At 45.7% G+C, this 13535-nt stretch carries 11 protein-coding genes; 6 read left to right on the forward strand and 5 right to left on the reverse strand.

Annotated features, from left to right (window positions below):
• Positions 1-636 precede the first annotated feature (636 nt).
• The gene (locus QZ942_RS10520) at positions 637-984 is read left to right on the forward strand and encodes a hypothetical protein (RefSeq protein WP_292995345.1); all 348 of its coding nucleotides are present in this window, start codon (positions 637-639) and stop codon (positions 982-984) included.
• Between the two features lie 353 nt (positions 985-1337).
• Positions 1338-2228, forward strand: a complete 891-nt coding sequence (locus QZ942_RS10525) for a hypothetical protein (RefSeq protein WP_292995347.1) — start codon at positions 1338-1340, stop codon at positions 2226-2228.
• Positions 2229-2295: 67 nt separating this feature from the next.
• Here the strand turns inward: QZ942_RS10525 and QZ942_RS10530 are convergent, their stop codons facing one another.
• Both QZ942_RS10530 and QZ942_RS10535 read right to left on the reverse strand, forming a co-directional pair.
• A complete protein-coding gene (locus tag QZ942_RS10530) occupies positions 2296-3588 on the reverse strand; it encodes a DUF2130 domain-containing protein (RefSeq protein ID WP_292995349.1) in 1293 nt (430 codons plus the stop codon).
• A 179-nt stretch (positions 3589-3767) separates the two neighbouring features.
• Entirely contained in the window at positions 3768-3893 is a 126-nt protein-coding gene (locus QZ942_RS10535) for a hypothetical protein (protein ID WP_292995351.1), read from the reverse strand.
• 45 nt (positions 3894-3938) lie between these two features.
• Between QZ942_RS10535 and QZ942_RS10540 the strand changes: the two genes are divergently transcribed.
• Complete coding sequence (locus QZ942_RS10540; protein ID WP_292995353.1) at positions 3939-4901, forward strand: methyltransferase domain-containing protein; 963 nt, start codon at positions 3939-3941, stop codon at positions 4899-4901.
• A 145-nt stretch (positions 4902-5046) separates the two neighbouring features.
• Here the strand turns inward: QZ942_RS10540 and QZ942_RS10545 are convergent, their stop codons facing one another.
• Complete coding sequence (locus tag QZ942_RS10545; RefSeq protein ID WP_292995355.1) at positions 5047-5694, reverse strand: DUF4082 domain-containing protein; 648 nt, start codon at positions 5692-5694, stop codon at positions 5047-5049.
• 557 nt (positions 5695-6251) lie between these two features.
• Positions 6252-7406, reverse strand: a complete 1155-nt coding sequence (gene ppk2 / locus QZ942_RS10550) for a polyphosphate kinase 2 (RefSeq protein ID WP_292995357.1) — start codon at positions 7404-7406, stop codon at positions 6252-6254.
• A 495-nt stretch (positions 7407-7901) separates the two neighbouring features.
• Between ppk2 and QZ942_RS10555 the strand changes: the two genes are divergently transcribed.
• Both QZ942_RS10555 and QZ942_RS10560 read left to right on the forward strand, forming a co-directional pair.
• A complete protein-coding gene (locus QZ942_RS10555) occupies positions 7902-9161 on the forward strand; it encodes an OFA family MFS transporter (RefSeq protein ID WP_292995359.1) in 1260 nt (419 codons plus the stop codon).
• 100 nt (positions 9162-9261) lie between these two features.
• Complete coding sequence (locus QZ942_RS10560; protein WP_292995361.1) at positions 9262-11448, forward strand: endonuclease/exonuclease/phosphatase family protein; 2187 nt, start codon at positions 9262-9264, stop codon at positions 11446-11448.
• Positions 11449-11870: 422 nt separating this feature from the next.
• Here the strand turns inward: QZ942_RS10560 and QZ942_RS10565 are convergent, their stop codons facing one another.
• Positions 11871-12500, reverse strand: coding sequence for a hypothetical protein (locus tag QZ942_RS10565; RefSeq protein ID WP_292995363.1), 630 nt, complete (start codon positions 12498-12500; stop codon positions 11871-11873).
• 419 nt (positions 12501-12919) lie between these two features.
• Here QZ942_RS10565 and QZ942_RS10570 point away from each other — a divergent pair, with 419 nt between their 5' ends.
• Positions 12920-13519, forward strand: coding sequence for a glutathione S-transferase family protein (locus tag QZ942_RS10570; protein ID WP_292995365.1), 600 nt, complete (start codon positions 12920-12922; stop codon positions 13517-13519).
• Positions 13520-13535 lie beyond the last annotated feature (16 nt).

Genomic DNA, 13535 nt, shown 5'->3' on the forward strand with positions numbered 1-13535 from the left:
TTAATCTGTGCGATACCGAACGTAGTTAGAGTTCGGGCAGCATCCTCATACAATGCTTTGGATATGAGTTTGTTTAAAGTTTCTTAGGAACAACTCACCCATAACATATTGCAGCGCCCTTTTGTAGTTTTTGTGGTCAATTTCTATAGGTTAAAAAAATTAAGTTACAATTCGATAGTTTGACAAACAAAATCATTTAGCCGCAGAATTCGGGCAGGTGCTGAACACACCACAACAGCTAGCAAACAACCACGCACTCGATGAAATCATGCACACTGCACTCAGAGCAAGCGCATAGCCAACCAGCACGGCAGAAAACTAATCTCCCTATGTTTTAATCAAACCAAAAACAGGAAGCCATCATGTAAACCCATACCAGAGTAAATATTGCACACATCAAATGAGTAACTGTCCGGACTCTTCCCGAGCAGCTGAAATGAAAGTATTGCAGGAGATAGTGAAGTGATTAATAAAATATTTTATGGTTTAGCAGTCTTGTTAATGGTTCTTGTAATTGCATGGGGTGGGTCGTGGTTATATCAAGCCATATTAAAACAATTCACTAAAGTTATTTCATGACAAAACAATGATTTTCGAGTCTGGATAGGTGTTTAAAAGCTCTAAGGAAGGATAAAAATGGCTGAATGGAAAGAATGGAATGGATCCAGAGAGCAGTTGGATGAAATGCGCACTGCTAAAGAAGGTTTTATCTTGCGCGGTATTGAACATGCTTATGAAAAAGAAATTACATTTCATAATATAAGCGGTCTTTCTTGTGTGGATATGTCGAATGTAACGCATTACCTAATCTGTCAACCTGTTCCTCAATTCGATATGAGAGTACGGCAAGCGCAGACAGGTCAGCCGGTTTGGTGGAGAGCAAAAGATAATCATGGTGAGTGTGATTGTGGTTGCATAAATATACCTTGGGATTATTTGGGTTTTGATTTCTCTTTCACTCCATTCAATGAGGTTAAATCATGAGCGAGAAGACAAAAGTTTTTTTGTATACACTCCTTTTAATTGCGATATTAATAACATCGTTTATTTATTCTAATAACGAAAAAGAGTCTTGTGAATCCATCGGTGGCGCTTATTCTAGGCAGTCCATGACCTGGTCGTATGAATGCATAATACCCAGCTCTACTCAAGTAAAACCATGAGCAACTGGCAAGAATTGCCGAAAGATCCAGGATAATAAATTCCGGTATCACCAAATCTCATGCAGTTTCGCCATTGGAAGCGTAGAATTAAATGCGCAGTGATTGAAATTTTCAAGAAATGTTATTCATTACAAACAACTTGTATAAAAAATTGTTTTGTTAACGGAGAAAATCATGCCTCATGTCAGCGTACATTACAAAGTAATTATTCCCGCAGGCCATCATCGTCAACCGCGCAATGCCAATGGAGAACTTGAGCCCTATCCATCCAGTGAAGTTGATGTCGATGAACCGGGAAATATTTCGCCACTATACGTCCCTGAAATACAATACACATACAATGGCGCAACCGGTATGGCTCATATGTTATTCTGGAGCGTAACTAATGGAACGCAAGGGCAAACTTATCCGGCAGGAACATTAACTCAATCAGTCGGCAGCAGTCCTTTAACGATTACCGCGTGGTACTACCCCACAGGCGGGGGTGGACCCGGACCCACCGTCATTATTGACGATGCATTCTCGGCCATCAAAGGGGATTTTATTGATGACACTTTTGTCACGGTAACCAGTGATCCGAGTCTCACGAGTCAAGCCAATGTTGTCGGCGTCGTGCCAACCACCAAAGCACAAACCCTGCAAGCCTCAGCGTCGGTTAATTCCACCACTGAGCCATTTTCCAAATGGATATCTTATGGTGCCGGAACAGCAAACAACAGTGTGCTCAATGTGCCAGCCGGTGCAACTGGAATAGCCATTGCGGTTTATGAAAAATCCGATATCAATATTCCCAAAATAGATCCGGATGCCTTCGGCGCTATTTATGGAACCATCATCGGCGGTGTAGCAGTTGATGGTGGCGGAGCGATTATTATCAACGGCAAACCTCATCCCATTGATCCATGGGGTCCGCTGATGATCAGTCTTGCTAACGCATCTCTGGCATCAGCAGCAGCCAAACATTTGGGTCGATCAACGCAAGCGGAGATGCAAAAGATTGCCGCTCAATCCGTACTTGAGGCAATCAAAGTGACGGTACCCAAGATAGAAAAGAAAATCAAATAGCCTGTCCTTAAAACAATTGATTCTTCCTTCCGGGAGAATCAATTGTTCCAAGACAATCCATCACTACTTATTCATCCATTTTCTCACGCCCCATATCTTCTAAGGCCGAAAATTCGAGCCCCTTAATCTCCTGCAACGATTTCCCCGCAATTCCTTGAAGATCTCCGTACATTCCCACCGTAGCTCCCATCACGCGCTCAATCTGTTCCTCGCGCTTAGCCCATTGTTTCATGATAGCTTTACGCTCTTTATCCAGATCTTCCTGCATCGTGGAAAACGCTTCAACGATGGCTTCCACACGCTGGCGGAAGCGCGGGCCGGTGAGGTATTGGTAGACCATTTCGGTTTTGGTTTGCTGGCCTTCTGAGGATTGGCGTGCCAGAGCGATTTCCAGCAAGGATTGGCGCAGAATCATCGCCACCGGCAAAGCGGCGCGCGGGTGGGTAACCCAGACGCCTTCAACCATTTCAAAGGTTTCCACACCTTTCGGCAATATCTGGCTCACGATCACGGCGATTTCCGCCTTGGCGGTGCGTTGATCATCGCGCAACTTTACCAACCAGGCGTCACTCCAGTTCTTGGTGCGTTTGAATTCCCACAAAATGGTGCCTCCGGCCTGACCGCCCGTGCTGACAACCCGATGCAGCACATCCCCGCCAAATTCACCCTTGGGTACCGGCTCGATAGTATCGAAAGGAAATTTGCTACGCAGTAAATTCTCCAGTTCAAGTTCCTGGACTTCACCTTGCAATTGCTGCGAACCCTGCTCGGCTCTGCGCTTGAGGTCTTCGATCTGCTTCTGCATCGCGGCAATGGTCTGTTCTTTTTCCATCACCTTGAGTTTCTGTTCATCCTCGGCTTCTTTCTTGGCGAGTGTACGCACTTCGGTCAATCCGTCTTGCACCCGCTTTTCCACGGTGAGCTCCAGTTCACGTTTGGCATCGTCGAGTTCGCGCTGTTTCTTGATGAGTTCAGCTTGCATTTTCTGCGCTTCCGCCAATTTTTCATCGCGGGCTTTGAGCACTTCCTGCAACTCAACCAGCTCGCGCGCTTTGTTTTCCAGTTCGGCAGCGCTGGCCTGCTTAGCCTTTTTGGATTCCTCCGCAATCACGCGGGTACGCTCCGCTTTCAACTGTTCCGCCACTTGATCAGCCACTTGGTCTTCAAGCTTACGTTTATCTTCCGTCAATTGCTTCTCTTTTTCGCGCATGGCCTGCTCGCGCCGCATGATCTCAGTGTCTTTTTGCACCAAGCGTTGCTCAAATTGCCTACGCGTGGATTCAATCAGCGGCGCCGCCAATGATTCAGTCAGTTTAATTTCCGTTTTACAGTTCGGGCAGACAATCGTTGGTTCTGTCATAACAATATTTATTCCTGTTTATACCGGCGATAAAATAACGAAGCAATGCATTTTTTGTTTTGAAATATTACGCTGTATTTCTGATGAGCGCCCATCGGTTATTGAAGTAATCTTGGCTTGCTATTGCTGCATTGCTGGAATCTCAATTTTTGCATGCCGGGCTGCAGGCACGAGTCCAATTATTTTTTCGGCAATATTTGCCGGTCTTGCCGTCCATCCACTAGAAAAAACCAAGTATAAATGCGCCAGCACTGCCAGCGTATGCCATTCCGCAGACTGGCATGATCATTGCTGTCAACAGTCACAGCAACTCATTATAAATTCGCAGCGCTAAATATTCAGGAATCCCTATGAAAAATAAATTCGAGAGCTTGGAACTTGGCCAATTCATTCCCCTGCATTACCATCACAACATGTTGAATGACACTATCCGGATGAAAGGCTTTAAAGAAGCAATTAATTTGGTGGTCAAACCGGGCGCTAAGGTTCTGGAGCTGGGCGGCGGCACTGGCGTACAATCGTTTTTTGCCGCGCAAAAAGCGCAGAAGGTTTATTGTGTTGAGCGCAACCCGGAACTGGTAGGTGCTGCGCGCAGCTTTCTTGCGAAAAACATTAATGGCGGCAAAGTCGAAGTTATCCAAGCCGATGCGCTGCATTACTTGCCGCCGGAACCGGTTGACGTGGTGATCTGTGAAATGCTGCACACGGGTTTGTTACGTGAAAAGCAAATGCCTGTTATCGATTCCTTTAAAAAACGTTACTGGGAAAAGTTTGGCAGCCCCTTGCCTATCTTTGTGCCAGAAGCCAGCATTCAGGCCATTCAACCGATAGAACAAAACTTCCATTTTGAAGGTTTCTACGCGCCCACGATTCTATTTCAAGATCCCTGCGCAATTCAGGAAAGAAGCAAAAGCCTCGGAAATCCTGAGGTATTTCAATTGCTGGCTTATGCCGAACCATTTAGCCAAACCTGTCATTGGGACGGAGAAATCATCATTGCTGAAGACGGTCAACTCAATGCATTACGACTCATCACCAAAAATATACTGGCCATTAATATGCTGACACACAGCACCGTCGATTGGCATACCCAATACATCATCGTTCCACTCTCCACGCCAATTGCGGTTTCCAAAGGCGATCATATTTCAATACGCTTTAGCTACCAAGGCGGCGCCCCCCTTAACGCACTGTCTGATTCGCTGGAAGTTCGCCTTGTAAGCAAGCGGGTTCCGGTCTTGGAATTAGCACTTGAGGCGCTAAATTACCCATCGAAATTTCGATCAAATACCACTCAAATGCATCATCACTGATCCATGCATCACAACCGGCCTCGAATCGTGGTTAGTTATTTTTTCAGGAACAACTCTTATAGTCTGAAAATAGCAGACAAGAAAAACCCGCCATAGAGGCGGGTTCTTCATTCGACTGAATACGTTTAATAAAGGTAACTTATTTTTAAGCTTTCTTGTTACGCAATGTAAAGCCTATTAACCCCAATCCTGCTAACAGCAGCGCATAGGTTTCTGGCTCTGGCACCGGCGACAACAGCATGTTAGGCGTCGCATAGATGTCATAACCAGCGAAAGCGGTTGGGAAGGCTAACGTTGAACCATAGACATAGAGACTGGCGTCATCGCCGATTGAAATCAATGGATCAACCGTTAGCGTGATTGGCGGCACAGTGCCGAAACGGTACCCGTCACCCGCGGTGGTATGGGCGGCCAATACATATTCAGTACCCGCCGTTAATGTGTAAGCGCTGCCAAGCGTGACGTAACGATACTCTCCGATCAGATCCCCTGCCGTGCCATCGGGAACGGTCGCGCTGGCGAGCAGTGTACCAGACAGATCATACAATCCTACGTCGTGCGCATTGAAGAGCCCGTCCAAACCTTCGTCGTGATAGCCAAGTGCAGTCAGGTTACTAGCCGACTCGGCGGTGAATTTGAAACCCGCGGTCACCGGCCTATCGAAACCGAGAAAACCCGATCCCGTGACGGAATAAGCCGGCGTATCAAGTGCAAGTGCATGAGAAGCGCCGCATAACATCGCCAAAGCGAGTAACGCCCTCCCTTTTGAGCCAGCAATAAAAGAATATTTCATGATAATTTCCTTTGAATTAATCAAATGTTGTTTATGGATATACAGTGTTACGTTAAAACTCGATTAACTACAAACCATCATCGAAGTCTATAATTTTTATCTGTTTATCTGTATTTTAATTGCCGCTCTACAGACAAAAAGCTTTCAGAGGACAATATATTGTATTGTATTGTACAAACTTGTATCCTCTAAAAGTATAGGATACTGATCTCTGAGGTAAATCAACTAATTACCCATTCTCATTGGATCACAATAGCAATCCAGTGGATATAGTTGGTCTGTCATTTTCAGACAGTACATTTGTACTATAAAACTTCGGAAAATCCTATTTTGTTAGTTAATCAACTTTGCGCACATCAGCACATCAGCTACCCTGAACAGCGAACTCAAAACTCACAAAAAAGCATCACATCCATAACCAGGAATTCTAATTCATGTACACAATAATTCCTATCGTCATTGAGCACCATCAATAGTACCCAACGATTTCTCGTTAAATATATGCCCCAGTTTTGCTGCCGGAAAGACTTTTCGTGGCTACAAAAAGTGGTGACAGTTCACAATAATGCGTGCTCATGCTCGCCTTGCTCATAGACAACGTGCGCACGGCCTACCAGCAAAGGATCCAACGGACCGATATTTGGCAGATATTTATTTGTATAAGATGCTTTGTGCAAAACATAACGCATCGCATTAAGCCTTGCCCGTTTCTTGCAATCAGATTTAATCACTGTCCATGGGGCATCGGCCGTGTCTGTATAAAAAAACATGGCTTCTTTTGCTTTAGTATATTCGTCCCATTTGTCTAAAGAAGCCACGTCAATAGGCGATAACTTCCATTGTTTAAGCGGATGCGCTTCTCTTTCTTTAAAACGTCTGAGTTGTTCTTTTTTGCTAACTGAAAACCAGAATTTGATCAGAAGAATACCACTTCTTGACAGATTCCTTTCAAATTCTGGCACTTGCCGCATGAATTCATTGTACTGATCATTGTCACAAAATCCCATAACCCTCTCAACGCCAGAACGGTTGTACCAAGATCGATCAAACAAGACCACTTCACCAGCAGTCGGCAAATGCTGAATATAACGCTGAAAATACCATTGTCCGCGTTCCACCTCAGATGGTTTTTCCAGCGCCACTACCTTGGCACCGCGAGGATTCAGATGTTCCATAAATCTTTTTATCGTTCCTCCTTTTCCAGCAGCATCGCGGCCCTCAAACAAAATTACCACTCGCTGCCCGGATTCTTTAACCCATGCTTGGAATTTTAGTAGCTCTACTTGTAAATCATATTTGGCTTTCTCATATGCCTTGCGGGTCATTAGGTTTTTATAGGGATACCCGCCTTCTCGCCAATCATCAGACAATTCATCATCTGGATTACTTTTTCTTTTGGTGACGATGGGGTGAATGTGCTCAAGCAAGGCATGCCGAAGTTTAGCGGCATCATCCGGTGATGCCCCCATCAAAATTACGTCCAAGGTTTCCGCCAAGGTTGAGGCATCACCGGATTTAATTTTTTCCAGTATATCTTGCATGGCAATTTCTTTAGAGTTTTGAGCTGATGCTATCGCTTCATCAATTTCATACGCTTGAATGCCTTCATCCGTCAGTACAGGAGAGATATCACCATCGCTTATCTTACGGCGACTCGTCTTACGTACAGGTGTTTTTTTTGAAGCAGGCGTGATAGTGGCTTTTTTCCCCATAGCATAAAACCTTCTAAAAAATCAAATCATGAACAATTTTTTATTATAATCCCAAATTCCTCATTTGAACCAAAAGACAAAAAAGCGCCAGGCCCATAATTGAAAACTCTTATTCTTGTGCAGAATAATCCCGATCACCGTCAGGTACGATTGATAGCACTCTCCGATTTCTCAAGACCGCATGCTCCTGTTTTCAAGCGGTAATAATCGCAATTTTCCGGTCTTTATGCTGCACTGCGAAATATTAATCTCCTGAATAAATTTTTCCCTTCGAATTCAACTCTATTTCGGGTCGATGCTGCACACCTTCTATGAACCCGCCATTGCCAAATAACTATTCCGCAGGCACAGACATAACCTATCCCGCTGCAGTTATCGAAGCTATCATCCAGATTAAGACCCGGCAGAAGACAAGAAACGGTAAGATCATGAGAAGAGTCTCCACGGCAAGAGACTGTGCTGATTGAAATAACAAGATGATAGAGAGAAACTGAAATGGTTGTGCAAAATTTGAAACTATTCGGTATGAAAGCGGAACAAGGGAGATGGGTACTGGTTGTGACTGGATTATTAATCAATGTTTGTCTTGGATCCATTTATGCATTCAGTGTTTTCAGAAAACCTTTGGAAGCATTGTGGGGAATATCTTCGAGCCAAAGCGGCTACCCATTTATGGTATTCCTTGCTGTCTTCGCGATTGCGATGCCATTTGCAGGAAGTTTAGTAGCACGATGGGGTCCCCAAAAGACGACTATGCTTGGAGGCTTGCTGGTAGGGACAGGGTGGATTGCTGCAAGTTTTTCTCTGGACATTACTGTCCTGACCATTTTATACGGCGTAATAGGCGGAGCCGGGGTCGGCATTGTTTACGGCTGCCCGATTGCCGTGGTCGCGAAATGGTTTCCGCAAAAAAGCGGCTTGGCGATTGGCTTAACGGTGATGGGTTTTGGCATATCGGCATTGGTAATCGCGCCACTCATGAAAGCGATGATCGATCATCCTGATATTGGAATACTTCCTACCTTTCTTTACTCAGGAATCGCTTTTCTGGTTGTGCTCATGCTATTAGCTCAATTATTGAGTTTCCCGCCCACTGGGTGGGCACCTCAGGGAGTAAAAACAGCTTCTGCTGCCACTGATTTAATGCCATCCTTAAACCTCAATAGGCGAGAAATGTTAAAAACCCGTAGTTTCTATGCGTTGTGGGCTACGTACACAATCGGATGTTTAGCGGGGTTAATGGCAATCGGCATCGCATCTCCGGTCGGCACCGAAGTAGCGAAGCTGGACGGGGCAACGGCAGCGCTTGCTGTTTCATTGTTTGCGATATTCAACGGACTCGGGCGGCCGTTGTTCGGGGCTTTAACCGACAAGCTGGGTCCGAAGCATACCGCAATGGTTTCATTTACGATGATTCTAGGTGCGTCTTTACTGCTGTTCTTTTTCGGACAAGGCAATGCCATGCTGTACTTGTTTGCATTCTGCGTGTTGTGGATGTGCCTGGGTGGGTGGCTGGCGCTGGCGCCCACCGCGACCGGCATCTTCTTTGGAAAACTGCATTATGCGCAGAATTACGGATTGGTGTTTACCGCCTACGGCACCGGCGCCGTCCTCGGAACACTGCTATCCGGCAGCGTTAAGGACCTCACCGGCAGCTATTTACACGCGTTTGCCATCGTTTCAGGACTGGCGGTTCTTGGAATGTTGATTGCCGCAATAGGATTAAATCCTGTGAAAACCGGTCAAGCGCGTTAGAATACTTCGATCAAACAACAGTACACACGAGTTTTCAATAATCTGCTAATCACCTAGCTTAGGGAGTTCTTCTATTATGAGACATATCAGAATCTTAACCATGAACATCCAGGCGCAAGCCTGGCCCGCAGGTCCTCATAGCGACGCAGAATGGCGCGCAAAGGCGGCGGTCAAAGCACTCGATCCCGGTAATTTTGCTTTTGATGAGCATCCCGATGTGGTGGTGTTCAACGAGGCGGATAACGAAGATGCCAAGGAGATTCTGGAGACAGGACTCAAGGACATGTATCCCCATTTCATCGTGTCGTTCAACGGCGGCAGCGGCGATTTGAACGACGGCGGGCTGGCGATATTCAGCAAATTCGAGTTTCGCGAATTGCCGCCGTCGGACTATAACTTTTCCAATAACCGCAGCCGGTTTTATCCCTACGTTAGTGCTGGCATTGGCGGAATGTTTTACCCGATGAGCGCGAGCGATGACGGCTTGGCGGAAAAAGGTGTGTCCATCGTACAAATCAGCACTGGGTTACACTTTGAGGTCGTCACCATCGCCTTGACACACTTGCAGGCTTTTTACGAAGAAGTCGGCGAACATCACACCATCCGCTTGCGGCAACTGAAAGTCATCGAAGCCGGGCTCATCGACCTGATCGGCGCGCCGGAAGATAATAGCAATTGGGATAAAGTCATCGTACTGGGTGATTTGAACATCCGCGGCGACACGCCGCCCTATTCCACCGAGGGTCATAGCGAATGGACCAACGTGTTTATCAACAACGGCGGACCGTACAACAACGCCTCGCAAGGAATAACCGTCAGGCAAAACCAGTTGATTTTCACCGGGCAACTGATTGACGGTTGGCGCACATTGATGGCGCCGCCGGGTGCTTTCATGGAAGCAGACCCGGGTTTGACCAACACCAATCTTAAAGATGGCAAGTATTTGCCGGCAGGGTTGAAAGAGCGGCTGGATTACATCTGTTTTCCGAAGCAACGCACCGATGCCATGGGCGAAACGCCTCGCCATCTGGTGGCGCAGCACATGCGAATTTTGCCGTCCAATTTCTCCGCGTTGGATATGGCGTTTGAAAGAATCCAGAGCGACCACAAAGGTATCTTGGCGCAAGTGCACTGGCAGTTTCCGTACAACACGCCGAATCAAGCCAAACTGCAGGGCGATTTTGTGCATTTTCAGGCGCCGGATTCACTGGTCAAAGTCAATATCGCTAATGACCTGAAGATCCCCTCCTCCGGCGTGTTCCAGTGGATTTATATTCATGAACCGGGTACTTACACGTTCACTTATAGCCCCAATCTGGAAGCCGCTTTCTATTACGACAACGCTATGTCCACAAAAATTGATCCGTTCAATCAAGTCAAATGGGGCGAACTGGGACTCGACCTCGACTGGTTAAACAGTCTGCAACATGAATTCGGGCTGTCTGAGATAGGCGATCAGGTCGATGTACACCGGCCAATGTTCATCCGTCTGAAAGCTGCTGAAAGAGAGGATCAATTCACCGGCAACATCGCTTTCTCTTTCATCAAGCACACCGGCGAAAACCGCTTCCTCGCCATCGGTTTATTGCCAAACGACATCCCCAAAGATCCACGCCTGCCGGTCGGCCAGAAAAATGGCGCAAACGACGAATGCTGGTTCAGGGCGCCGCTGGCCGAACAATTATTGAGCGGCAACCCTTACCCGGTGCAGCTTTATATCCAAAACGATTTTGAACGAAAAATCCGCCTCAGTTTGTTCGAAGGCATCGGCGCCCCGGCGCCTTTTGCGCAGGTAACCAATGAAGACCGGCTCACAGTAATCGACTATGATCGTGCCGCCGACATCAAGGATGTTTATATTCTGCTGGAACGCAGCCAGACAACGGACTTTGAATTCCTGGCAGGCTATCGCTACAGTATTTCCTATCTGAATCACCTGGAAATCTACAGCATCGAAGACCAAAGCGGCCTCGGCGCGGACGAGATCCACCTCACCATGACCGCCGATGATATGGCCACCAATTTCCTCGACTTCACCGACGAAGACTTCGACGACGACGAGCGACGGATGCTCAATTCTTATTACCCTAAAAATACCGCTTTTGACAACAGGCTCAACATCACCGTATTCGAACTCGACAGCGGCGAAGACGACGACGGCCCCTTCACCGCCACGATTCCCGCATTGAAGAAAGGCGAAAACAGCCGGGAGTCGTCCATCATCATCGAGGCGGACGGCGCGGAGTATCAGATTATTTATAAGTTGAGCCGATATCCGAATCGGTAAAGACGCGATGCGTTCATCTTTTCGGCGGCTTGTTTTCAGCTTCGTAGACGGATGCCCGAAAGGTGATCCGCCGAATCAAAACCAATGCCATCTAGAGCAGGGGCATATATGGAATGATTCCATTTGATGAACTAGTGCGCGGATTAAATCTCACCTCTGCTTTATAGCCGCTTATTTTATGGAAGATCTCGTTGGCTGATTTTTTATATCTGTACGGATAAATTAATGAAAACTTGTCAGGGTTTACTCGCTTAATTCCCATAAATGGCTTTTCATATTCATCTGGATAAAAGTCATGATCAATCGACTCACACGCAAATATCATTTTACTTGCCGCTTCAGATTGCTTGAAAAAATTACTCGAATTCTTCGGAAATAGGGTTTCATTTAATTTATGCAGGTGCAAGAATAAGCAGCCTATGCTATGCAGTGCAGTGCAGTGCAAAGTGATTATACGAAATCGCCGTTGCAGCTCCCCTATAAAGTTGATGAATATCTGGATCAGGCCCCCGTTGATCATTTGGACCGACGATGCTTTGAATATAGAAACCATCTACTGGAATGTTCTTGTGATTAGAGATTGTCAACATGGATATTGAAACATGACCATGCTTTAGTTTATTAGCCATATCGCGAAATAATTTTTGGCTCTGACTCGTAGAGTCCAAAAACTTTTGATTTCTAACTGATTTTATGCCTTTAAGCCACCTAGTCGCGTCTTTATTATCCTGCTCTCTTGGGGGCTCAAAACATTTTATTATTAAAAACAAAGAATCATAAAAAGAATCAAGCTCTAAAATATAATCGGAGATACTGTCTCCTTTTGGGTTGTTTTTTGAATTATCCCACTGCGTTTCTAAAGAGCTATTCTTCCAAAAGGTCTGGAATTTTACGTTAAGATACAGTAATTTATCAGTTAAAATATCCGCGGGATGCGCTTGTTTAATTTCGTGCTGTTCGTGAAACAGCCTGCTAGAATCTGCATCCAGCAAATTTCTAAGTAACGGGAAAGCATTTTTCTCTGAAAAATCAAACATAATAAGTTTTTTCACCAGACCCCTATTCCAAAATTCCATACCAGCAAAGCATACCCTCCAACCGCCGTTCCGTGCAATGGATCGTCGCGTCTGTGGATCAACACCCACCATAACAGACCTGCTAAAATGCAGTAATTAATCCATTATCCTAATTTCCTCAGTTGGAATTTAGGATGAAAATGGCTGAAATATAATACTATCAATGGTTACAGGCCAGAAATATTAACTGCTCCTTCGTTGCGGCAAACAAGCTGAGAGCAAGGCGTGACAACAATTTCAGCAGATTTTGATTATTCCACTAAAATCTCACCTGATTGGTAATGCCATGTATCTTTCAAAGAACCTTAATCAGTAGGGTTCTTGAGCGATTTAAGAGTCTTCAACTGAGGAATTTAGGATTATGCAATAACAAGCGTTAACTTCAAGGTGAAAATATGATTACTTTGTATGGAATTGAATGGTCACGCGCGAAATATGTATTATTCACGCTGGCGGAACTTGGTCTTGATTTCCGGCATGTCAAGATAAACCCATTCGAGGAAGAGAAGCACACTCCCGAATATTTAAAGCTAAACCCACTTGCCCAGGTACCCACTCTGGTTGATGGCGATCTGGTGCTGACCGAGGCCATGGCGATTAATTTTTACCTGTCGAGAAAATATGGCGCTGAGAAACTGTGGGTTAACCGGCTGGAAGATGAAGCGCAGCTCTACAAATGGACTTTTTTTGCAGTAACCCAAATGGAAACAGCATGTGTGGATCTTATTCTCCACCGGAAGGTTCTGGATGAAAAAGACAGAAGTTCTGACATCATCCAATTGGCTGAAAAGAAACTGATGAAACCACTCGAGGTATTGAATGCCTATCTGGCTGGTAAAGATTTTCTGGTGGCCAATAAATTTACCGTTGCCGATATTAATATGGCGGGTGTTTTGTCCTATGCACTGGGCGGTGAATTTGATTTTGCACCCTACAAAAATGTAGTACGCTATTTGGATGCGATTTTATCGAGATCTGCATACAAGAAAGCATAAGCCGGTTGATAACAAT

The organism is Nitrosomonas sp., from assembly GCF_021731985.1.
Lineage (GTDB): Bacteria > Pseudomonadota > Gammaproteobacteria > Burkholderiales > Nitrosomonadaceae > Nitrosomonas.

What these genes read in the sequence shown, in the direction of transcription:
- QZ942_RS10525 (WP_292995347.1), top strand. Translation starts at nt 1,338, where the DNA reads ATGCCTCATGTCAGCGTACATTACAAAGTAATTATTCCCGCAGGCCAT.
- QZ942_RS10570 (WP_292995365.1), top strand. Translation starts at nt 12,920, where the DNA reads ATGATTACTTTGTATGGAATTGAATGGTCACGCGCGAAATATGTATTA.
- ppk2 (WP_292995357.1), bottom strand. Translation starts at nt 7,406, where the DNA reads ATGGGGAAAAAAGCCACTATCACGCCTGCTTCAAAAAAAACACCTGTA.
- QZ942_RS10560 (WP_292995361.1), top strand. Translation starts at nt 9,262, where the DNA reads ATGAACATCCAGGCGCAAGCCTGGCCCGCAGGTCCTCATAGCGACGCA.
- QZ942_RS10520 (WP_292995345.1), top strand. Translation starts at nt 637, where the DNA reads ATGGCTGAATGGAAAGAATGGAATGGATCCAGAGAGCAGTTGGATGAA.
- QZ942_RS10545 (WP_292995355.1), bottom strand. Translation starts at nt 5,694, where the DNA reads ATGAAATATTCTTTTATTGCTGGCTCAAAAGGGAGGGCGTTACTCGCT.
- QZ942_RS10540 (WP_292995353.1), top strand. Translation starts at nt 3,939, where the DNA reads ATGAAAAATAAATTCGAGAGCTTGGAACTTGGCCAATTCATTCCCCTG.
- QZ942_RS10530 (WP_292995349.1), bottom strand. Translation starts at nt 3,588, where the DNA reads ATGACAGAACCAACGATTGTCTGCCCGAACTGTAAAACGGAAATTAAA.
- QZ942_RS10555 (WP_292995359.1), top strand. Translation starts at nt 7,902, where the DNA reads ATGGTTGTGCAAAATTTGAAACTATTCGGTATGAAAGCGGAACAAGGG.